The organism is Kitasatospora sp. NPDC127121 (assembly GCF_042677305.1).
GTDB lineage: Bacteria > Actinomycetota > Actinomycetes > Streptomycetales > Streptomycetaceae > Kitasatospora.
Window position 1 is genome coordinate 36682 of the sequence record NZ_JBHXTQ010000043.1, and the last position, 21875, is coordinate 58556.

A 21875-nucleotide genomic window follows, 5' to 3' on the forward strand; every position below is an offset into this window, starting at 1 on the left:
GGGAGGCGGGGGCGGAAGCAGCGGAAACAGCGGGACGGTGGGACAGGGGGAAGGTCGGCGGCGGCGGGGTCTAGGAGCGTTCGGTGAGGCGCTCGAAGCGCAGGACGAGCCCGTCGAGCAGCGCTTCCAGGCCGGTCTCGAAGGCGCCCTCGTCCACCGTCCCGCGATGCCCGGCCAGCCGGTGCGCCTCGCCGAGGTGCGGGTAGTCGGCCGCGTCGTACACCTCGGCGTCCGCGGGGAAGCCGGCCGCGAAGGAGGCCAGCGCCGAGCCGGTGACGAAGTAGCGCATCAGCGCGCCGATCCGGGTGGCCTGGCCGCGCGGCCAGCCGGCCTCGACCAGGTGGCCGAAGACCGCGTCGGCCAGGCGCAGCGCGTTCGGCCGGCGGCCCGGGCCCTGGGCGAGCACCGGCACGATGTTGGGGTGGGCGGCGAGGGCGGCGCGGTAGGAGCGGGCCCAGGCGCGCAGCGCGTCCGGCCAGGGCGTCGGCCGGCCGTGGGGCGGGCCGTCGGGCGTAGCGGTGGGTGCGTCGTCGGGCGTGCCGTCGGGCTTGGCGGTGGGCGTAGCGGTGGGCGGGCCGTCGGGCGTGCCGAACATCGACAAGTCGACCTCGCCGATCACGCTGTCCACCACCGCGTCCAGCAGTTCGTCCTTGGTCGCGACGTGGTTGTAGAGCGAGGGACCGCTGACCGACAGTTCGGTGGCGAGGCGGCGGGTGGAGAGGGCCGCCAGGCCCTCGGCGTCGATCAGCCGCAGAGCAGCGGCGACGATGCGCTCGCGGCTGAGCAGCGGGGTGCGCGGGCGGGCCATCGGGGTGCTGCCTCCGGTTCCTCCGGTCGGGTGGGGCGGGGACCGATTCTGGCAGGTGCCCCTTCCCAGCGCGGGCCGGCCGGGGCTACAGTCCCTCCATAAAACTTGCAGCGCTAGTTTAATGGATCTGGAGCCGCCGTGAACCTGGAGCTGTCCGAGGAGCAGAGCGCCGTCCGGGACCTCGCCGCCTCCTTCACCGACCGCGAGATCGCTCCGCACGCCGCCGCCTGGGATCGTGCTGAGTCCGTCGACCGCGCGATCATCGGCAAACTGGCCGGGCTCGGCTTCCTCGGCCTCACCATCCCCGAGGATTACGGCGGCAGCGGCGGCGACCACCTCGCGTACTGCCTGGTCCTGGAGGAGCTCGGCCGCGGCGACTCGGCCGTCCGCGGCATCGTCTCGGTCACACTCGGCCTGGTCGCCAAGTCCGTCTACGGCTACGGGACCGAGGAGCAGAAGCAGCACTGGCTCCCCCGGCTCACCTCGGGCGAGTCGCTCGGCTGCTTCGCGCTCACCGAACCCGGCACCGGCTCCGACGCGGCCAACCTCAGCACCCGCGCCGTCCGGGACGGCGACGACTGGCTGATCAGCGGCGCCAAGATGTTCATCACCAACGGCACCTGGGCCGACGTCGCCCTGGTCTTCGCCCGCACCGGCGGCGACGACCCCGACCGGCAGGGCCACAAGGGCATCACCGCTTTCCTGGTGCCCACCGACCTGCCCGGCTTCACCCGCACCGAGATCCACGGCAAGCTCGGCCTGCGCGGCCAGGCCACCGCCGAGCTCGCCCTCGACCGGGTCCGGGTGCCCGACAGCGCGCGGCTCGGCGAGGTCGACAAGGGGTTCCGGGTGGCGATGTCCGCGCTCGCCAAGGGCCGGATGTCCGTCGCGGCGGGCTGCGTCGGCATCGCCCGCGCCTGCCTGGAGGCCGCCGTCCGCTACGCCGGCGAGCGCGAGCAGTTCGGCCGCCCGATCGCCTCGCACCAACTCGTCCAGGAACTGCTGGCCGGCATCGCCGTCGACGTCGAGGCCGCCCGGCTGCTCACCTGGAAGGTCGCCGACCACATCGAACGCGGCCTGCCGTTCGCCACCGAGTCCTCCGTCGCCAAGCTCTACGCGAGCGAGGCCGCCGTCCGGGCCGCCAACAGCGCGCTCCAGGTGTTCGGCGGCTACGGCTTCATCGACGAGTACCCGGTCGGCAAGTACCTGCGCGACGCGCGGGTCATGACCCTCTACGAGGGCACCAGCCAGATCCACCAGTTGCTCATCGGCCGTGCCCTCACCGGGGTCAACGCCTTCTGACCAGCCCGTTCATCCCATCCGATCAGCCAGGACAGGTCAATCGGACCACCCGGACCACCCGGACCACCCGGATCACCCGGATCACCCGGATCACCCGGATCACCCGGATCACCCGGACCGTCCTGACCGTCCTGACTGCTCGGATCACCCTGACTGCTCGGATCACTCGGATCACTCGGATTCAACCGGATAGGAGCCCGACGACGTGCGTCCCGTCTACTTCGCCGCAGCCCGCCGCACACCCATCGGCCGGCTGCGCGGAGCGCTCGCCACGGTCCGCCCGGACGACCTCTCGGCCACCGTGCTGCGCGCCCTGCTCGCCGACGTCCCCGCCCTCGACCCCGCCCGCATCGACGACGTCTACTGGGGCGCCGCCAACCAGGCCGGCGAGGACAACCGCAACGCCGCCCGGATGGCCGTCCTGCTGGCCGGCCTGCCGGAGACCGTCCCCGGCGCCACCGTCAACCGGCTCTGCGCCTCCGGGCTGGAGGCCGTCACCCTCGCCGCCCGGGCCATCGGCTCCGGCGAGGCCGACGTCGTCCTGGCCGGCGGCTGCGAGTCGATGACCCGCGCCCCCTTCGTCCTCCCCCGCCCCGACGAGGCCCTCCCGCACCGGATCGAGACCTACGACACCCGGCTCGGCTGGCGGCTCACCAACCCCCGGATGGCCGAACTGCACGGCGTGCTCAGCATGGGCGAGACCGCCGAGGAGGTGGCCGGCCGGTACGGCATCGGGCGGGAACGCCAGGACGCCTTCGCGCTGCGCAGCCACCAACGGGCCGCCGCCGCCCGCAAGGACGGCCACTTCGACGCCGAGCTGATCCCGGTCGAACGGCCCGACGGCGTGACGGTCGGCCAGGACGAGGGCATCCGCGAGGACACCAGCCTGGAGAAGCTCGCCCGCCTCAAGCCCGCCTTCCGCCCCGGCGGCACCGTCACGGCCGGCAACGCCTCGCCGATGAACGACGGCGCGGCCGGGCTGCTCCTGGTCGGCGAGGAGGCGCTGCGCGACCTCGGGCTGCGACCGCTCGGCCGGTACGTGGCCGGCGCCTCCGTCGGGGTGCACCCCGACGTGATGGGCATCGGCCCGGTGCCGGCCACCCGCAAGGTGCTCGGCCGGGCCGGCTGGTCGCTGGCCGACCTCGACACCGCCGAACTCAACGAGGCCTTCGCCGCCCAGGCCCTGGCCTCCGCCGACGGCATCGGATTCACCCCCGAACAGGCCGACGAACTGGTCAACCCGAGCGGCGGGGCGATCGCGCTCGGCCACCCGCTGGGCGGCTCCGGCGCGCGCATCCTCACCACCCTGCTGCACCGGATGCGCCGCACCGACGCCCGGCGCGGGCTCGCCACCATGTGTGTGGGGGTCGGTCAGGGCACTGCCGTCCTCGTCGAGAACGTTGACTGAGTGCGGGCCCGCGTTCGCGGCCGAGTTCACGGTCGAGTCCGCGTCCGAGTTCACGTCCGAATTCGAGTTCACGTCCGAGTCCAAGGGAGCACCGGGAATGACTGAAGTAGCCGCAGTGGCTGAAGTGACGGGCCTGGCGGGCAGGTTCGCGGGGCGGGTCGCCGTCGTGACCGGCGCCGCGCAGGGCATCGGCGCGGCCACCGCCCGCCGGCTCGCCGAGGAGGGCGCGACCGTCGCCGTCGTCGACCTCACCGCCGAACGGGCCGCCGGGACGGTCGCGGAGATCACCGCCAAGGGCGGCACCGCTCGGGCGTACGGCTGCGACGTGGCCGACTACGACGCCGTCGAGGCGGTGTTCGCGCAGGTCGCGGCGGACCTCGGCGGGGTGCACATCCTGGTGAACAACGCCGGGATCACCCGGGACAACCTGTTCTTCAAGATGCCGAAGGCCGACTGGGACGCGGTCCTGACCGTCAATCTGACCAGCGCGTACAACTGCAGCCACGTCGCGCAGAAGTACATGGTGGCGCAGAAGTACGGGAAGATCGTCTCGCTCAGCTCCCGCTCCGCCCTCGGCAACCGGGGGCAGGCCAACTACGCGGCCGCCAAGGCCGGCATCCAGGGGCTCACCGCGACCCTCGCGATCGAGCTGGGGCCGTTCAACATCAACGTCAACGCCGTCGCCCCCGGGTACGTCGCCACCGCGATGACCGCGGCCACCGCCGAGCGGGTCGGCAGCACGGCCGAGGACCAGCACGCAGAGGTCTCCGCCCGGACCCCGCTGCGCCGGGTGGGACAGCCGGAGGAGATCGCGTCCGTGGTCGCCTTCCTGGCCAGCGAGGACGCCTCGTACGTCAGCGGGCAGACGCTGTACGTCAACGGCGGGGCGCGGTAGGGCTGGCCCGGGCGGGGACCGTCAAGAACCCCTCAGCATTAGTACGATAATACTGACGTGTCGTCATATGACCGTCCTGGGCGTGGGGTTACCTTCACCTGGGACGGTCTTTACCTTTTCGCGTGGCCGAGCATGACCATGCCTCTGATCAGCCGACCCCACCAAATGACTATGGCATGATCATGCGGCAGTCGATGGGATGGCCGGACCGACCCGACCGGACCAGGTCGGGCCCTGCGCCCCAAGGAGTCCCATGGGCAGCCCCGCCCCCCTTCGCCGTGCCCTGGCTCTGCTCGCCGTCGGGGCCACCGCCCTCACGGCCGGCACCATCGCCGTCCCGGCGGTCGGCGCCGCGACCGCCGCCCCCGCGCACGACCTCACGGGCGTCCACGTCCGCCCCGCCTCCTTCGGGCACCACAACGCCCAGGGCCGCACCGCCCCGCTGACCACCACCCAGTGCGTCAGTCAGATCGGCATCCACTGCTACTCGCCGCTGCAGTACCGGAACGCCTACAACCTGAACCCGCTGTACCAGGAGGGCATCACCGGCAAGGGCCGCACGATCGTCATCGTCGACTCCTTCGGCTCGCCGACCATCCAGCACGACCTGGAGGTCTTCGACAAGCAGTGGGGCATCCAGGACACCAACGTCGAGGTGGTCAAGTGGGGCAACGTCCCCGCCTTCGACCCCAAGAACCCCGACCACACCGGCTGGGCCGGCGAGACCACGCTGGACGTCGAGTACGCCCACGCCATCGCCCCCGACGCGCACATCGTCCTGGTCGAGACCGGTGTCGCCGAGACCGAGGGCACCACCGGTCTGCCCGAGATGATGGACGCCGAGAAGGCCCTCATCAAGGCCGGCCGCGGCGACGTCATCTCGCAGAGCTTCGGCGCCACCGAGAACACCTTCCCGGGGTACGACAAGGGCGACTTCAAGTCGCTCACCGACCTGCGCTACGCCTTCCAGGCCGCCGCCGACCACAACGTCACCGTGCTCGCCGCCTCCGGCGACAACGGCGCCACCGACGCGCAGACCAACGGCACCGACCTGTACCCGTACAAGGTCAACTCCTGGCCGTCCTCCGACCCGCTGGTCACCTCCATCGGCGGCACCCAGCTCACCCTGGACGACAACGGCGCGCGCACCGCGCCCGACAAGGTGTGGCACGACAAGTCCGGCGCCGGCGGCGGTGGCGTCTCCGGCATCTTCGAGCGCCCGTGGTACCAGGCCGGCGTCGCCAACGTCACCGGCAACCACCGCGGCACGCCCGACATCAGCATGAGCGCGGCCGTCGACGGCGGCGCCTGGACCTACGAGTCCTACGACCCGACCTCCGTCGGCTGGCACCTCACCGGCGGCACCAGCGAGGCCACCCCGCTGTTCTCCGGCGTCGTCGCCCTCGCCGACCAGCTCGCCGGTCACCGCCTCGGCCAGCTCAACTGGCGTCTGTACGGGCTCAACCTGCTCCCGAGCGCGTGGAGCGGCATCACGGACGTGAAGGAGGGCGACAACTCCTGGGGCGGCGTCACCGGCTACACCGCCACCGAGGGCTACGACCTCTCCAGCGGCCTCGGCACCATCGACGGCGCGAAGTTCGTCCACGCCATCGCCGGTCGCTGACGGGCAGTGGTGGGTAGCAAGTAACAACTAACAGCGAACAGATAACAGATTTCGAAATCTGTTATCTGTTCGCTGTTTTCTGTTCTTTGTTTTCTGTTCGGTGTTAGTTGCTCGCAGCCAGGTGCCGGTCGTCCGGCCCGGCCGCGCGGCGCGAAGGGTCAGACGCGGTCCGCCGGGGCGGAAGCGGGCTCCGGGGCGGGCGGCGTTGCGGGCTCCGGGGCGGCGGCCAGTTGGGCGAGGTAGCGCTCGGCGGCGCGGAGCTTACGGCCGTCGGGGCCCGGGAGGTAGGCGCGGAGCTCGATGATCTCCGGGGCGATCCGAAGGGCCGCCGCGCGGTCGGGGACCGAGCGCCAGCAGGCCTCGGCATTGGTGGCCGCCTGCTGGGTCTCCGGGTGGTCCGGCCCCTGCGAACGGAGCAGCGCCAGGGCCACCTCGCGGTAGATGTCCGCGGCCTCGGCCGGCCGGCCCGCGAGACGGCACACGTGTGCCCGGACCTGGCGCACCTGGAGGACCGGTTCGGAGGCGGCGCCGTGCTCGGCGATCGCCTCCAGTTCGAGGGCGAAGGCGAGTTCGGTGGCGGCACCGTGCTCCCCGGCATCCGCGCTGCGGACGATCCGGCCGATGGCCTCCCGGTAGTCGGCACGCGGCTGACCGGACACCGGAGCGTCGACGGGCACCGCATCGGCAGGCACCTCGTCCGCCGGCACCGCGTCTGCTGGCACCTCGTCCGCTGGGGCCTCCGCCACCGGGACCGCGTCCACGGGGGTCTCGTCGACGGCAGGGGCCTGCGTCGAGGCGGCGTCCTGCGGTTCCGCCGTCGGCGTGGCGACGTCCGCCGGCGCCTGCTCCGGCTCCCGCTCCCGCTCCCGCTCGGACTCCAACTCGGACTCCAACTCCGGCTCCGGCCCCGGCTGCTGGGGCTTGGCCAGCGTCACGCCTGCGGGCGACTCGACGACCTCGGGCGTCGCGTCCGCCGGAGCGGGCTTGTGCAGGGTCACGCCAGCCGAGCCGGCCGGCTGCCCCTTCAGCAGGCTGACCGGGTGGGCCGGCCTGGGCGGGGTGGGCGGAACGCCGGGCTTGACCAGGCTCACCGGACCGGCCTCGGTCGCGGGAGCCGGGGAGGCCGACGACGGCAAGGCCGAGGGCGCCACGGGCGGTTCGACGACGGCGTCCTGCGACTCCGCCCGACCCGGCACCGGCGGCACCGACAGCACGGCCGACCCGGACGACACCACATCGGCCCGCACGGCATCGACCGGCGGCACCGCGTGAACCGGCACCACATCGGCCCGCACGGCATCAACCGGCGGCACCGCGTCGACCGGCGCCGACACGTCGGCCGGCGGACCGTCGCCACGGCGGGCGGTGTTGCGGAAGACCGGCCGGTCCGGGGCGTGCGTGGCCAGGATGACGACGTCCGGCCGCAGCACCGAGTACACCTGTTGCCGCAGTTGCTCGGGCGCGAGCACGTCGCCCGCGCCGGGGCGGCCGCCGTGCAGCGCCTCGATCAGGGCCCTGGTGAAGGTGCCGATCTGCTCCGGGTCCGGGCTGACGACCGCCCAGAGCGGGATGCCCTCGCTGAGCGGCGAGGCGGCACCCTGGAGGTACGGCCAGGCGTTCTGGTCGGCGCTGAGGTCGGCGACGACGAGGGTCTGCCACTCGGCCGGGCGGTGGCTCAGCTCGGCGGCGACGGCCTGCCAGGGCAGGCCGTCCTGCTTGGAGTCGCGCAGGGTGAGCTGGAGCTGTCCGCCGCGCTTGTCGGCGACCACGTGACCGCCCAAGTGGACGAGCAGCGGCCCCGGATGGCGGGACGCGGCGCGCAGGTGGGCGAGGACGGTGTGCGGGTCGCTGGCGCCGGGGAGGTGGACGGCGTCCACCGCGTCCGCGGCGAGCAGTACCTGCGGTGAGACGGCCGCGAGCATCGCGGACAGCACCGACGCCTGGGCGGGACCGCCCCGACCCCAGGTGCGGCGCCCGGAGTTGCCGTAACCGCCCTCGACGACCAGGATCCGTCCGCGCGGCGCCGCCCCCAGTCCGCCCGCACCGGGGGCGCTCACGCCCGGGGCCGGGAAGGGCGGCGGCGTGGCCGCGGACGGCGGCGCGCCCACGGCGGGCATGCCGGTGACGGTCCATCCGGTGGGCGCGGTCGGCGATGGGCCCGGCACCGTGGCCGGAGCCGTCGGAGCCGACGGCGGGGCTGCCGGAGCGGACGGCGGGAGCGGGGGCACGGGCGGCGGCTCGTAGAGCGCGGCGGGCCCGGGCGGGTGCTCCTCGGCCGGGGTGCGCGGCGGCGGTACGGCGTCCCAGGGGCCCGAGTCCGCTGCCGGTTCGGGGCCTCCGGGGACAGCTGTCGTCTCCGCCATCTTCTGGTCACCGCCCACCCCGCCGCTTCGCGGCGTCTGATGCCCTTGCTGGGTGGTGCCTGCCACCACTCCCGTCGCGCCACCCTACGAGATCCCGGCACACCCGATCCAGGCCGGGTCTCCGATCGGCGTGCCACGCGGCCCGCTATCGTGCCGTCATGGCAGGCCCCGGTACACCTCTCCTGTTCCTCGACATCGACGGACCGCTCATCCCCTTCGGCGCGCCGCCCCCGGGCGGCTACCCCGTCTTCCGCGGCGTCTCCGCCGCCGCACCCGGCCCGGGTGTCAACCCCCTGCTGGCCCGCGTCGATCCGGCGCTCGGCGGGCTCCTGCTGAGCCTGCCGTGCGAACTGGTGTGGGCGACGACGTGGATGTCCGATGCGAACGACTGCCTCTCCCCCTGGCTCGGGCTGCCGCAACTACCCGTCGTGAGCTGGCCGGTGGAGGACGGCGACGAACCGGCCGGCCTGCACGGGAAGACCCGCGCGCTGGTCGCCCGGGCCGCCGGCCGCCCGTTCGTCTGGGTGGACGACGAGATCGCCGCCACCGACCGCCGCTGGGTCGCGGCCCACTCACCCGCCCCCGCGCTCCTTCACCGGGTCGACCACCAACGCGGCCTCACCGCAGCCGACTTCACCACCCTGGACGCCTGGTTGCGCACACACCGACACGACACGCCTTAGACTCCCCGACCATCTAAACTCCCCGACCATGGACTTCGCCGCCGGACCGCCCCTGCCCTGGCACCTGACGCTGGACGGCGGGGCGGTGGTCGAGCTGTGGGCGGACGGGTACGGCGTCGAGGGCGGGGCGTACGTCTTCAGCGTGCTCGCCCGGGCCACCGTGGCGGAGCAGGGGCAGCTCGACGTCGTCGCCCGGACGCCGGCGGACCGGACCCGGGTGGGTGTGGCGGTGGCCCGGGTCCCGCTCGCCGCCGTCCGGGACGTCCACACCGCCACCGAGCGCACCGTCGACGGCCGGTGCGTCTGCCCGACCTGACCGACCTGATCGGCCTGATCTACCCAGCCCCGCATGCCGCTGCCCGGTCACTCCGAGGGGCGGCCGGGCAGCGGCGTTGTAGGGTCCACGATTCCGTGAGCAATCTCGGCGTTGTGACCTGCGGGTATCTGCCCGGTGAGCACTCGCCGACGGTCGCCGTGTCGAGCGATCATGAGCAATCCGAGAGCAGGCCCTCGGGCAGCACCAATCCGTCGGCCTACGGGTGGTCGTGTGGGGGATACCGGTCCGGCTGGGCAACAGCGGCGAAACGGTCAAAGTCGCCGCCGTACATCCAGTGCGTATCGAGACCAGGCGTGTACAACCTCCCGGCCGGACCTGGCTTCACGTACCCCTCCCCCCGCAGCAGTTGGAGGGCCTTTCGGATGACCGCACCCTTGGCTTCGAAGCGGACCGAAAGCTCACGCACCGTCGGGAGCGCCTCGCTGGCGCCGATCCGGCCATCGAGGATCTCACCGCGCAGTGTCTCCGCGATCCGGCGGGCTGCCGAGGGCTCTTTGATCGCGGCACGCTCGGCCATTCGTCAACTCCCGCCCGAAGACCTGTGGGTGACCGCCGCCAGCCTGACACGAACCCACCGCATCGGATGAATCCATTCGAACAGCTCGGCCCCCTGATCATGATCACCCGGATTTGCTCGGACAGTGCTCATGATCGGCCTACAGTGCTCACGGATTCGCGGATTCTACAACATGCAGGGGACGTCAGGAACCGGCCAGCAGGTCGCGGAGCAGGGCGACGGTGTCGGCGTCGAGGTCACGGCCGGTGCGGCGGCTGAGCGCGTCGAGACGGTTGACGGCGCGCAGGAGTTGGTCGCGGGCGCCGGCCGAGGCGTAGGCGTAGAAGAGGTCCCGGTGCAGGAGTTCGACGTCCGGGGCGACGGCGAGGCCGCGGAAGACGGCGGCCTCGGCGCTGCGGTGGTCGCCGTACTGCAGGCGGCGGGCGGCCAGTTCGTGGGCGGTGTCGACGATCGCCGCGATCATGTCCTGGCGTTCGGCCTCGGCCCAGCCGTAGGAGGCGGGCGGGGCCTCGGCGAACGGGGCGCCGCGCACCAGGGCCAGGGCGTGGGCGAGGGCGGCGTCGGCGGTGGCGCTGGTGCTGCGCATGCCGCGCCGGTAGAGGCTGCGGAACTCGTCCCAGTCGCAGGTGACGACCGGGGTGAAGGAGTAGCCGTCGGTGGTGTCGGTGGGCAGGAAGGCGCGGCCCTCGGGCGAGGTGCCGAACCAGGCGGCCAGGTCGGCGAGTTTGCCGGGGAGCGGGCTCTTGGCGTCGGCCGCGGTGGGGTGCGGGTCGAGGTGGGCGGCGCCGGGGTGGAGGTCGTGGTCGAGGGCGTGGTGGTCGGCGCCGGGCCGCAGCGAGAGGTAGACGGCGAGTTCGGTGAGCCGGGACAGCGCGCCGGGTTCGACGGTACCGAGGGCTCCGGCGACGTCGACCGGGCCGAGCAGGCGGATCCGGGGGGCGTTGCGGGCGGCGTGCGCCTCCGGGGAGCGCAGGATGGCGAGCAGGTCGTCGCTGTCGCTGCGCCCGGGGGTGGTCTGGGCGACCGGGGCGACGGCGGCGGGGCCGGGCTCGGCTCCGGGTTCGACTCCGGACTCGGCGTGGGAATCAGCGTGGGAATCGGCTTCGGCCGGGGCCTCGGCTTCGGTGCCGGGCAGGAGGTCGGGCGAGGGCTCCGGCCGGGACGGGACGCGCGGGTCGACGCCGGAGGACGCGGGCGCGGGCTGGTGGACCGGGGCCGGCTCGACGGGCGACTGCGGCACGACCGGCTGGACGGACTGGACGGCAGGCACGGACGGCACGGGCTGGACAGCGAGGACGGCCGCGGGGGCTTGCTGCGGTGCCTCCGCCGCGTCCCCCGCCACCGCATCCGGGCGGCGCAGGTCCCGGGTGGCCTCGTCCGCTGCCTCGTCCGTGGCCTCGTCAACGACCTGCCCGACCACGAGCTCTTCGTCGGTCCCGATCCCGCTCCCGGTACCGACTCCGGTACCGACTCCGGTACCGCTCCCGGTCTCGGTCTCGGCGGAGGCGGCCTGCCGCCCCTGCCCGTTGACCGCGTACCGCCCCGGCCCGGCCGGAGGGGCCGGTACCGGCGTCGCCGGGTCGGTGCCCGCGAACGGGCTGGCGCCGGTGCCGATGACCCGGGCGAGCAGCCGGGGCCCGGCGGCCGTGTCCGTACCGCCCTGCGCGCCGGTCGCGGCGGCGCCGACGGCGGCCAGCACGGGTACGGCGGCGGGCAGTTCGGCCGTGTCGGTGTCGTCGTCGTCCGCGTCGGGGTCGAGGCCGGGACCGTCCAGGGTCCAGGCGGGGGCCGGGTGCTGGGTGAGGTCGTCTGCGGCGCGGAGCAGTTCGGTGACCTGGTCGTACTGCTGGTCGCTGAGCCGCTGGAGTTCGACGGTGAGGTGCAGGCCGGGGATGGCCGCCTGGCCGGTGGCCGGGAGGGTCCAGCGGGCGACGGGGCCGGTGCCGCGTTCGGGGGCGCGGGTGATGACGGCGACGCAGGTGCGCGGCCGGGCGTCGAGCAGGCGGCCGAGTTCGGCGGGGACCTCGCCGCCGGGCTGCTGGGCGCAGAGCACGATCTCGGGGGTCCAGGACTCGTCGGCCTGGCCCCGGCTGCGGGCGTCGCGCGGGCTGGCGGCCTCGGCGGCGACCAGGGTGGCGCGGGCCTTGGCGGTGCGCGGGCCGAGGGCGGCGAGCGCGGCCTCCAGGGTGGGGTGGCGGTGGATGCGTTCGGCGGCCGGGCCGCTGATCGGCATCTCCTCGGCGAGGTCGACCAGGTGCAGGTGGAGCCGGTCGGCGAGCGGGCTGTGCGCGAGTTCGACGGCGAGGGTGCGCAGGATGTCGCGGGCGTCGTCGGGGTGGCCGGAGAGGTGGAGCAGCCGGACGGCCTCCAGGTCGGCGAGGACGACCGAGCCGTCGGGCGAGGTGCCGAGGGTGACCAGGGCGGGGTAGGGCGCGGCGGTCTTGCGGGCCTGGGCGGCGCTGAGCAGGTCACCGGAGTCGAGGCTGCACCACCAGACGTTGGCGGCGTGCGCGGCGCGGAACGGCGCGATCGGGGTGGCCGGGCCGGAGAGGTGCAGTTCGATGGTGTGGCCGGGGGTGATCCGGGCGGCGACGATGGCGGGCAGGCGCTTGCCGCCGCGCACGGTGTTGCGGGCCATGGTGCGCAGGGCGCGGTCGAGCAGGTCGAGGCCGGCGTCGTCCTGACGGGCCCTGAGCTCGTTCTCGAAGGCGGCGGCCTCGGCGTCGGGCATGGTGATGCGGTGCCGGGGGCGGCGGGCGCGCAACTGGGTGCCGCGCTTGTGGGCGACGGTGCCGACCATGACGGCGGCGAGCAGGACACCGACGGTGGAGGCGGTGAGGGCGATGGAGTAGTCGTCACCGGCGGCCGGTTCGGCGTGCGCGGCGGGGGCGGGCGCATGGGCGGGCGCGTGGGTGGGCGCCGGGGTGACGGGCTGGGACGCGGCCGGGGTCGGCGCGGGGGCGGGAGTGGCGGGCGCCTGGTCGGCCGGCGGCTGGCCGGTCGACGGAGCCGGCTGCGGCGCCGGAGCGGGCGCGGGCTCGGACGGAGGAGCAGGCGAAGGAGCGGGCGCGGGAGCGGCCGCCCCCGGCACCGTGAGCACCATCCCGGGCACCAGCACGTCCGGATCGGTCAGCCGTTCTCCGTCCGGCGCCTGGGCGCCCTTGTTCGCCTCGAAGAGCTTCGGCCACGCCTCGGCGTCCCCCAACTCCCTCTGGGCGATGACGGACAGGCTGTCCCCGCCCTGGACGGTCACCGTCGCATGCCCACCCGCACCCGGCTCCGTCCCGGCCTGCGGCACCTGGGCCGACCCGGCACCGGAAGCAGGGGCGGGCGCGGGCTCGGACGAAGGAGCAGGCGTCGGAGCAGGCGAAGGCGCCGACCCGTCCGCCTTCGCGTCCCCCGGCATCAGCAGCGCCCACCCCGGCTGGATCGGCCGGTCGGCGTCGAAGCGGATGCCTGAATCGTCCATCACCCGGCCGTCGTTGAGCTTGGCGATCTCCACCCACCGTTCACCGGAGCCCAGTTGGCGTTCGGCGATGGACCACAGGCTGTCGGCGGGCCGGCTGTCCCGCACGGTGTACGTGGGGTTCTGCTCGGCGGCGGGCGCCAGCGCGGGCGCGGCCTGGGCGGCGGGCAGGGCGGCGCGCTGCACTCCGGCCGCCAACTCCGCCGGGGCGGTGGCGGTGTGGGCCGGGGTGGCGGCGAAGGCCGAGCCGGCCACCGGCATCAGCGCGAACACCGAGCCGACCAGACCGGCCGCCATCCGCTGGCTCCAGCCGAAGGCGGGGATGCGGCGGGCGATCCGGCCGCGCAGCTGCGCGGGGATCTCCAGCAGGACGGCGAACGCGAAGCAGCCCCAGGCGAGCCAGCCGACCACGACCAGCAGCCAGAGGAACAGCCGTCCGTCGTCCGGGCCGGTGAGCGCCTGGCCGACGCCGTCCGGCGCGACGTCGCCCATCGCGGCGACCGCACGGGTGCCGTAGAGCAGCAGCGCGGGGACGCCGAGCAGCAGGGCGAGCAGGGTGACCAGCGCGGCGAGCGCGGTGATCAGGGCTGCGCCGCGGCCGCGCCCGCGCGGTGGGCGGGGCGCCGGGGCGGCGGGGCGGCCGGCGGCCCGGTGTCCGGTGTGGGCCCGGCCGTTGGCGCTCCGGGCCTGGTCCTTGGCGCCCGGGCTCCGGCCCTTGGCGGTTCGAGCCCGGCCCGGGGCGGTTCGGGCCTGGTCCTTGGCACGTGGCGCGGCCATCAGTCGGTCTCCGCTTTCTCGACTCCGTGGACGAGGGTCGCACTGCCCTTGCCCGTTACCTTCCGCTCCCCGAGCGCGCCCAGCAGGACGGGCCGGTAGTCGGCCCGCACGGTGACGGTGACGACCTTGCCGTCGCCGGAGAACTCGACCTCGCCCGCCTGGAGGCCGTACAGGGCCAGGTAGGCGTCGGCGGCCTGCCGGACGTAGTCCTGCTGGATTTTGAAGCCCTTCCCCTGGAGGACGGCGGCCTGGTCGAGCTGCTGTCCGCCGACCCGCGCGGCCTCCTGGGCGTAGGCGTCGGTGCGTTCGGCGACCCGCAACCGGCCGCCGGCGTCGATCACCAGGGCGATGACGAGCACGACGTAGGCCGCGCAGATCGCCACGAAGAGGGCGACCGCGCCCCGGTCGGAGCGGCGTCGGCGCCGCGCCCTGACAGGCACTCCCATCCCCCCTGCCCCTCCCGCACCTCGTCCGCCCCACCGGCCCCCACCGGGCGCCGGCCGGTCCCGTCGCGTCATCCCCCGTGCGCTCTCCGCTTGCGTCTCCCCCGCGCGGGCCGTCCCCAATCCCCCGTCGTGGCCCGTGTCCCGCCGGGTGCCGCCCCGGGCCGTCATGTGCCCCGGTAGCGGTCCACCACGGAGGTGAACTCGCCGACGAGGTGCTTCGTCACGGGTACGCCGGACGGTCCGCCGAGCAGGTCCGCCAGTTCGACGTCGCACACCACGGTGACCTTGACGGTCGTGACGGCGCCGCCGGGCAGGTCCAGTCGGCCGGGCACGACCTGGACGTCCCCGTTGCGGCAGGAAACGCCCTGCTGGCGCAGCGTCGCGAGGGCCGAGTCCCGGCCCGGCTGCGTCATCCCGTCGACGCTGCGCTGCAGCGAGGCGGTGCGGGCGCCGGCCCGGGCGGCGGCCTCGACCGTACCGGCCGTGGTCTGCACCCGCCCGGCGGCGATGGCCACCAGGACCAGCCCGACCACCGGGGGCACGACGATCGCCGCCTCGATGGCGACGGCGCCGCCGTCGCTCCGCCGGACCGGCCACCACCGGGGCCGGCGCGCGGAACGGCGCTCGGCCCGGGGCGCGCAACGGCGCTCGGAACCACGCTCGGCGCACGGCGCCGGCCACCAGTCGGCCCTGGTCCGCCGTCTCACGGCGCCACCGCCACCGGCGGGACGAAGTGCTCCCGCGGCGCCTCGGCGAACTGCGTGAGGGCGGGCGCCGACAGCCCGGGTATCAGCAGCGGCGGGCGCACCGCCACCGTGACCCGGACCACTTCGGGCGTGCTGCCGTCGGTCGTCACCGTGTACGAGTGCACGCCCTGCCGGTCGAGGAAGTCCCTGGCCTGTCGGCGCGCCGCCTCGTTCTTCACCTCGTCCGTCGCGTTGCCCTGGATCCGGCCGGCGTCCACGCCCTCGCGGGCGGCGGTGAGCGCGAGCTGGCGGTCGTACCACAGCAGCGCGGCCTGGACGACGAGCATCAGGAGCACCAGGACGACCGGGAAGACGATGGCGAGGCTCACGCTCATCGACCCCCGGTCGCCGCGGCGGCGAGGTCGGTGCGTCACTTGGTGGCGCCTCCCGCGCCCGCACCCGGCATGTTCGGGTCCTGCTGCACCTTCTGCACGACCTTGTCCTTCAGCAGGTACAACGCGGTCGCGACGGCGCCCGCGACGAAGACCAACGCGATGATGGCGAGGGCGAGTTCGATGCTGATCGCGCCGCGGTCGCCGCGCGCGCGGGCGGCCCGCAGCCGGCCGAGCCGCAGGGTGAACAGCAGCAGGGCGAACTGCACGGGCAGCAGGACGGGCCGGATCAGCCGGCCTGCCAGGTGGACGAGTCGGACGGTCATTCGGGTCTCCCGGGGTGGAGTGCGGTGTGGTGCCAGATGCCCTGTGAGGAGGGTCAGTTGAGCATCTGGTGGAGTGCGGGGAAGACGATCAGGACGGTCATCAGCAGGGTGAGGGCAGCTCCGGGTGCGACCATCCGCTCGCTGTCGGCGTTGGCGCGGGCGAGGTCCTCGGCGAGCAGCTCGCCGCGCAGGCCCTTGGCGCGCGCCCGCAGGGTGTCGTACACGGCGGCGCCGTCGGTGCCGGACAGCCGCATGATGTCCGCCACGTCCTGCAGCGGACTGAGCCCCAACTCCTCGGCCAGCGCGTCGAGTCCGGCCCAGGGCGGGAGCCGGTCGGTGGCGGCGCGGTCGAGGGCGTCGCGGATGCGCCGGAACACGGTGCCGCGCCCGACCGCGGCGGCGCGGCGCAGCGCCTCGGCGGGCCCGCAGTCGGCAGCCCGTTCCAAGGCGACGAGTTCGAGGTAGGCGGCGATGCCGTGCAGGTACTCGCTGCGCGCCTCCTTGGCCTCGCCGCGCACGATGCCGTCGGGGACGAACCAGAGCAGGCCGGCCAGCAGCGGCCCGGCCAGCAGCGGCAGGGCGAAGGGCAGGCCGATGTCCATCAGCACGGCCATCGCGCCCAGGTAGGCGGGCAGCAGCAGGCCGATCGCGGCGAACAGCAGCTTGTGCACCATGAACCGGGCCGGGGCGCGGCCGATCAGGGCGAGTTCGCGGTGCGGCAGGGACACTCCGCGCAGGCCGATCGAGCGCTCGCCGATCCGGTCGTACCAGCGCGGCCGCTCGTCCGGGTCCGCGGCCCGTTCGGCGGGGGTGCGGTGCAGCCGGTCCAGGGCCTGGCGCAGGTCGGGCGGCGCGGGCCGCAGTTCGGCGATCAGCAGGGCGACGCCGCCGGCGGCGACGGCCCCGGCCAGCACGGACCAGGGGGAGATCACCGGACCTCCCCGAGCTGCTGGAGCGCCTCGTCCTCGCGCGCCGGGGCGCGGCGCCCGGCCTTGCCGCGCCGGTCGGGCGCCAGCAGCCGGGGCACCGGCGGGTGCGAGGCGAGGGCGCGCATCCAGGCGATGATCGCGACGAACAGGGCGGCGACGACGGCGAGCACGATCTGGCCGAGCAGCGTGCCGTACGGCCGGGTGTACTCGGTGTTGAAGGAGCCGACCGTGACGACCAGCACGATGATGCCGACCAGCCAGCGGATGGTGGTGCGGTGCTTGGCCCGGTCGGCCTCGATGGCGCGGCGCTGGCGGACCTCCTCGCGCACCGAGTCGGCCATGTCGGCCAGTGCCCGGGCCAGGCCGGGGCCACTGTCACCGGAGCGCAGCACGAGCGCGGCGAGCACCTTGTCGGCGGTGGCGTCGGCGACGCTGTCGGCGAAGGCCTGGAGCGCCTCCTCGGGCCGCCAGCGGGCCTGGAGCCGAGCGGCCAGTTCGCCGATCTCCTCCTCCAGGGCGGCGGGGGCGGTGCGGCGGCTGGTGACGATGGCCTGGTTGAGGCCGACGCCGAGCAGCAGCACGTCGGCGATGCGCTGGGTCCACTCGGACAGCGCCTCCAGGCGTTCGATCCGGCGGTTGTCCGGGCGGGTGGTGTCGAACAACCAGGGCAGGCCGAACACGGCCAGCGGCACCAGCAGGGCGGCCAGCGGGATGCCGGTGAACAGCCAGGCGAGCGGGGCGCCGGCGAGCGCGAGCGGCAGCTGGATCCGGCGCAGCCGGGCGACCCGGGCCGAGGCGGCGCCGGGGGCGCCGTACCAGAAGACGTGGGCGCGGCCGGCCAGCGGGGTGCTCCGCTCCGGGGTCTCGTCCTCGTCCGCCGGGTCGCTGCCGCGGGCCCAGGCCACCAGGGCGACCAGGCCGCCCGCGACGGCCAGCCCGCACAGGGCGAACAGCAGCATCATCGCGCGCCACCGCCGATCCGCAGCTGCAGCGGGGCGGCCCAGCCGCCGTAGCGGGAGCCGAGCAGGGCGGCGTCGAAGCCGGCCCGGCGCAGGTCGTCCAGGCACTGCGGCGGGGTGTGCGGGACGGCCCGCGGCTCGCCGAGGTCCACCCGGGGGCCGAACACGGTGTTCAGCGCGGGCCGGCCGCTCTCGCCGAGGCCGGCGACCTCCAGGACGTGGGAGACGAAGCGGTGCCGGCGGCCGCCGACGGCGGTCTCGTCGACCATGGCGACATGCACGATGAGGTCCAGGGCGTTGGCGGTGAGCCGGTAGGCGAGCGAGTCGGTCATGTGCGAGCCGTACTCCAGGCAGAGTTCGGCGATGCGGTCGACAACCATGTGCGGGCCGCGGGCGTGCAGGGTGCACATCGAGCCGCCCTCGCCGTTGGTCATGACCCGCAGCATCGGGACGACCTCGCCGGATCGGACCTCGCCGACGATGATCCGGGACAGCGTCATCCGCAGCGCCGCCGGGATGAGGTCGCCGATCGTCAACTCGCCTGCCAGGCGGCCCTCGACGCGTTCGCCGTTGCCCTCGCGGGCCTCCATCGGGACGACCTGGCGCAGGTGGCCGAGAGTGTGCAGCCACAGCTCGAACTCCGACTCCAGGGTGCCGATCCGCTCGTCCGGCGGGATCTCGGCGGCCATCGCGCGCAGCAGGCTGGTCTTGCCGACGCCCTGGGTGCCGGTGATCATCACGTTCTTCCGGGCCCGGATCGCGGCGGCCAGGAACGCGGCCAAGGTGCTGTCCAGGGTGCCGAGTTCGACCATCTCGGGCAGCGTCGCCGAGGCCACCCGGTGGCGCCGGATCGCCACGTACGGGCGGGGCGTCACCTCGGTGAGCGCCTGGAGGCGCATGCCGCCCTCCAGGCGCAGCGCGAGGGTCGGGCTGGCGGTGGACAGGCTGCGCTCGCCGCCGCCGTGCTGGCGGGCCAGGTCCTGGAGCAGTTCGACGAGTTCGGCGTCGCTCTCGGCCACCGGCGGTACCTGGCGCAGGGGTTGGTGCACCCGGGAGACCCAGACGTCGTCGCAGCCGTTGATCAGGATGTTCTCGATCTCCGGGTCGTCCAGGTAGGGCTGGAGCCGCCCGGCCCGGAACAGCAGGTCGAAGACGGCCTCGGCGAGCGCGCGGTCCTGCTCCCGGGTGGGCGGGATGCCGTGGGTCTGCGCGTAGGCGTCGGACCAGCGGGCGACCGCCTCCTCGATCAGCGCGCGGCCGCGCTGGCGGCGGGTGGCGCGGTCCGGTTCGGCGCCCGAGGTGGCGGTCAACCGGGTGATCTGCTGGTGCAGTTCGGCCGCGACCTGGCGCTTCAGCTCGCGGGCGACCTGCGGGTCGACGGCCGGCCGGGTGGCGGCGCCGCGCAGGTCGAGCGAGGGCAGCTGGGAGGGCACGGCGGTGGGCGTGGCCGCGCCGCCCGGCTGGACGTACGGCGGCGGCGCGGGCTGCGGGGCGACGGGGCCCGGCCGGTAGGCCTGGGGCGGGGCGGCCGCCTGCGTCTGGGCCTGTGTCGGGGCCTGGGCCTGGGCCTGGGCCGGGGTGGCCCAGGGCAGCGCGGCCGGGTCGGCCGCGGGGTGCTGGTGCAGGGGGCTACCGCGCACGGAGCACCTCCCCGGGGTTGTACGGCTGCGGACCGTTCGGGTGTGCCTGATCGGGTGTCACGGCGGGCTGCTGGAGCGGGTAGCGGCCGTCGTCCTCGGGCTCCGGACGGACGTACGCGCCCTGCTGGTCGTACGGGGCCCCACCCTGCTGGTCGTACGGGCCGAACCCGCCCTGCTGGTCGTACGGGCTGAACCCGGTCTGCTGGTCGTACGCGACGTAGCCGCCCTGCGGCCCGTACGGCGACTGCGGCTGCGACTGCTGCGGCTGCTGGACGTGCCCCGGGAACGGCGCCGGAGCGGCCGGCTGGGGGGCCAGCCCGGCCAGCGGCGCCACCGGGCCGGTGGTGATCACCGGCCCGACCGGCTGCGGCGGGGAGTACGAGGGCTGCTCCCCCTCCACCGGCCGGTACGCCGTCGGCGCGGCCGCCTGCGGGGTCGGCACCGGGGGCTGGGCGTGCACCGCGGTCGGGGGCTGGGGCTGGGGCTCGGTCCGGGCCGCGGCGGTGAGCTGGGCCGGGACGGGCGCGGCGGTCGGCGCGAGCCGCTGGCGACGGCGGCGGACCAGCAGTTGCACCTCGTCCGCCGCCGAACGCGCCGTCCGCATCAGCTCCGAGCGGATGAACCGCCGGTCGGTGATGTCACCGCCGTCGGAGAGCACCCGGGCCGTGCGGGTGGCGTGCGGCAGCAGCCCCAGCACCGGCAGGCCGAACTCGCGCGACACCTCCGGTCCCGAGTACGGCCCCTCGGCGACCAGCAGCAGTCCGAGCGCGTCCACCCCGGTGCCGGCCGTGGCGAGGTCCTCGGCGAGCGCGGACAGCCGGGGCCGGGCCGAGCTCAGGCCGCGCAGCGTGGTGCGGACGGTCACCGCGACCACGTCCGCCCGGCGGGCCAGCACGGCGCTCACGCCGGTGGCGCCGGAGCGGCCGAGGTCCACGATGACGTCGTAGCCCTGCGGTTCGAGGCCGTGCAGCAGGTCGACGAGCGGCTCCCAGGTGTAGGCGAGACCCGGGGCCTGGGTGGGGTCGGTCAGCCCGGGCAGCAGCAGCCGCTCGGCGGTGCCCTCGGGCGAGAGGTCGATCAGCTGCTCCCAGATGGTCGCGGCGAGCAGTCCGCGCCGGTCGGCGACGGCCAGGTTGCGCAGCCCGTACACCGCGTCGACCCGGCCCTCCAGGGCGCCCGCGAGCACCGCGCCGCCGTCCGGGTCGGCCTCCACCAGCAGGACCCGCCGTCCGGGTTCCAGCGGCCAGGCCAGCAGCAGGGCCAGGGCAGCCGTGGTCGCGCCGGGCGCGCCCGGGCCGCCAGCCACCGCGATCACCGCCATCAGGCGCCACCCGCCCCGGTCGGGGGCGCGGGGGCCGTGGCAGCGCCGGAGGCGGTTCCGGTCGCCGGGGCCGTCGGCGCGGCGCTGCCGCCGGTACCCGCACCGGCGGTCCCGGTCGCGCCGCCCGCCGCGGCGGCGCGCGGGGCCAGCAGGACCTGGATCCGGCCGCCGGCCACCCACTGCGCCAGCCGGGGGCCGTCCGCCGCGCCGACGGCCACGTCGATCACCTGGCTGCCGTCGGTGTCCACCCGGCCGACCGTGATGACCGTCGCGGGCATCGAGTCGGCCTTGGTGTTGTCCGGGGTGTAGACCACGACGATCTGCAGCCCCGGCTGGAGCCGGGTGGCGGGCAGTTGGCTGTGCTTGGCCGAGACGCCGACCACGATCTGGCCGGGCTGCACCGCCAGGGTCTGCGCGACGTCGCCCCTGGTGAGCATCGCGCCGCGCTTGAGGTCGGTGGCGGCCCGCATGCCGACCGCCTTGTCCCGTTCGGTGGCGGACAGCGGCCGCAGCGCCGGATCGCCGGCGATCCGGGCCACCACCAGGTCGTCGTCGGTGATCACCTGCCCCCACGGGATGTCCCGGGCCAGCGCCAGCACGGCGACCCGCTGGCCGGTGCTGTTGTAGAGCACCGCGCCGCCCAGACCGCCGGCGGCGATCAGCGCGACGGCCATCGCCAGCACCGCCGGGCGCCGCCGCCGGGCCCGCAGCGTCCGGCCGGGGACGTGCGGGGCGGCGCGCCCCTTGCCCTTGCCCGCACCGCTGCCCGGGGCCTCGCCCGGCCCCTGCCCCTGGTCCGGGACCGCCACGGACACCGCGGCCCCTGCGGGTGTGCCGGATCCCGGCGTCGCGAACGTACGGTTCTCCACCGGGTTCCGCCCTTCCCTCGTGCTCGTTCCGGATCGTCGGTACTGGGTTCTCGGTGCTCGGGTCGTCACCGCTCGGGCCGCCGGTGCCCGGGCTTCGGTGCCGTGGTCGCGTGCGGCCGGCCGCCGG

Annotated in this window: 19 protein-coding genes; 6 read left to right on the top strand and 13 right to left on the bottom strand. The window is 74.9% G+C overall.

The window, feature by feature from the left end; genetic code table 11:
• Positions 1-70: 70 nt before the first annotated feature.
• Complete coding sequence (locus tag ACFVHI_RS21630) at positions 71-808, bottom strand: TetR/AcrR family transcriptional regulator (protein ID WP_380341756.1); 738 nt, start codon at positions 806-808, stop codon at positions 71-73.
• Between the two features lie 138 nt (positions 809-946).
• Between ACFVHI_RS21630 and ACFVHI_RS21635 the strand changes: the two genes are divergently transcribed.
• The 4 genes from ACFVHI_RS21635 (at position 947) to ACFVHI_RS21650 (ending at position 6037) form a co-directional block, all read left to right on the top strand.
• Complete coding sequence (locus ACFVHI_RS21635) at positions 947-2110, top strand: acyl-CoA dehydrogenase family protein (RefSeq protein ID WP_380341759.1); 1164 nt, start codon at positions 947-949, stop codon at positions 2108-2110.
• A 205-nt stretch (positions 2111-2315) separates the two neighbouring features.
• Positions 2316-3518: an acetyl-CoA C-acyltransferase gene (locus tag ACFVHI_RS21640; protein WP_063350054.1), complete on the top strand. Its 1203-nt coding sequence runs from the start codon at positions 2316-2318 to the stop codon at positions 3516-3518.
• Positions 3519-3642: 124 nt separating this feature from the next.
• Complete coding sequence (fabG, locus tag ACFVHI_RS21645) at positions 3643-4413, top strand: 3-oxoacyl-ACP reductase FabG (RefSeq protein WP_380341806.1); 771 nt, start codon at positions 3643-3645, stop codon at positions 4411-4413.
• 253 nt (positions 4414-4666) lie between these two features.
• On the top strand, positions 4667-6037 hold the full coding sequence (locus ACFVHI_RS21650) for a S8 family serine peptidase (RefSeq protein WP_063350053.1): 1371 nt from the start codon (positions 4667-4669) through the stop codon (positions 6035-6037).
• A 158-nt stretch (positions 6038-6195) separates the two neighbouring features.
• On the opposite strand, the gene ACFVHI_RS21655 is transcribed toward ACFVHI_RS21650, so the two are convergent.
• Positions 6196-8154 (bottom strand): hypothetical protein, encoded by a 1959-nt coding sequence (locus ACFVHI_RS21655; RefSeq protein ID WP_380341762.1) that lies wholly within the window; start codon positions 8152-8154, stop codon positions 6196-6198.
• Between the two features lie 404 nt (positions 8155-8558).
• Here ACFVHI_RS21655 and ACFVHI_RS21660 point away from each other — a divergent pair, with 404 nt between their 5' ends.
• Both ACFVHI_RS21660 and ACFVHI_RS21665 read left to right on the top strand, forming a co-directional pair.
• The gene (locus ACFVHI_RS21660; RefSeq protein WP_380341765.1) at positions 8559-9083 is read left to right on the top strand and encodes an HAD domain-containing protein; all 525 of its coding nucleotides are present in this window, start codon (positions 8559-8561) and stop codon (positions 9081-9083) included.
• 28 nt (positions 9084-9111) lie between these two features.
• Positions 9112-9399: a hypothetical protein gene (locus ACFVHI_RS21665; protein WP_380341768.1), complete on the top strand. Its 288-nt coding sequence runs from the start codon at positions 9112-9114 to the stop codon at positions 9397-9399.
• A gap of 217 nt (positions 9400-9616) precedes the next feature.
• Here the strand turns inward: ACFVHI_RS21665 and ACFVHI_RS21670 are convergent, their stop codons facing one another.
• From ACFVHI_RS21670 to ACFVHI_RS21720, 11 genes are all read right to left on the bottom strand, one after another.
• Positions 9617-9937 carry a GntR family transcriptional regulator gene (locus ACFVHI_RS21670; RefSeq protein ID WP_363367217.1) on the bottom strand — a complete coding sequence of 107 codons (321 nt, stop codon included), beginning with the start codon at positions 9935-9937 and terminating at the stop codon, positions 9617-9619.
• 184 nt (positions 9938-10121) lie between these two features.
• Positions 10122-14180 (bottom strand): BTAD domain-containing putative transcriptional regulator, encoded by a 4059-nt coding sequence (locus ACFVHI_RS21675; protein ID WP_380341771.1) that lies wholly within the window; start codon positions 14178-14180, stop codon positions 10122-10124.
• The gene (locus ACFVHI_RS21680; RefSeq protein WP_063350047.1) at positions 14180-14626 is read right to left on the bottom strand and encodes a hypothetical protein; all 447 of its coding nucleotides are present in this window, start codon (positions 14624-14626) and stop codon (positions 14180-14182) included. The genes ACFVHI_RS21675 and ACFVHI_RS21680 overlap by 1 nt, the downstream gene beginning before the upstream one ends.
• Before the next feature lie 164 nt (positions 14627-14790).
• Positions 14791-15333, bottom strand: coding sequence for a TadE/TadG family type IV pilus assembly protein (locus ACFVHI_RS21685; RefSeq protein WP_380341775.1), 543 nt, complete (start codon positions 15331-15333; stop codon positions 14791-14793).
• A complete protein-coding gene (locus ACFVHI_RS21690; protein WP_380341778.1) occupies positions 15330-15746 on the bottom strand; it encodes a TadE/TadG family type IV pilus assembly protein in 417 nt (138 codons plus the stop codon). Before ACFVHI_RS21690 ends, ACFVHI_RS21685 begins: the two co-directional genes overlap by 4 nt.
• Positions 15743-16030 (bottom strand): hypothetical protein, encoded by a 288-nt coding sequence (locus ACFVHI_RS21695; RefSeq protein ID WP_063350045.1) that lies wholly within the window; start codon positions 16028-16030, stop codon positions 15743-15745. Before ACFVHI_RS21695 ends, ACFVHI_RS21690 begins: the two co-directional genes overlap by 4 nt.
• 53 nt (positions 16031-16083) lie before the next feature.
• Entirely contained in the window at positions 16084-16962 is an 879-nt protein-coding gene (locus ACFVHI_RS21700; RefSeq protein WP_063350044.1) for a hypothetical protein, read from the bottom strand.
• A complete protein-coding gene (locus ACFVHI_RS21705; RefSeq protein WP_380341782.1) occupies positions 16959-17921 on the bottom strand; it encodes a type II secretion system F family protein in 963 nt (320 codons plus the stop codon). Before ACFVHI_RS21705 ends, ACFVHI_RS21700 begins: the two co-directional genes overlap by 4 nt.
• Positions 17918-19558 (bottom strand): CpaF family protein, encoded by a 1641-nt coding sequence (locus ACFVHI_RS21710; protein WP_380341784.1) that lies wholly within the window; start codon positions 19556-19558, stop codon positions 17918-17920. The genes ACFVHI_RS21705 and ACFVHI_RS21710 overlap by 4 nt, the downstream gene beginning before the upstream one ends.
• Positions 19548-20879, bottom strand: a complete 1332-nt coding sequence (locus ACFVHI_RS21715; RefSeq protein WP_380341787.1) for a hypothetical protein — start codon at positions 20877-20879, stop codon at positions 19548-19550. The genes ACFVHI_RS21710 and ACFVHI_RS21715 overlap by 11 nt, the downstream gene beginning before the upstream one ends.
• Positions 20879-21694: an SAF domain-containing protein gene (locus ACFVHI_RS21720; RefSeq protein WP_380341790.1), complete on the bottom strand. Its 816-nt coding sequence runs from the start codon at positions 21692-21694 to the stop codon at positions 20879-20881. The genes ACFVHI_RS21715 and ACFVHI_RS21720 overlap by 1 nt, the downstream gene beginning before the upstream one ends.
• Positions 21695-21875: the final 181 nt, after the last annotated feature.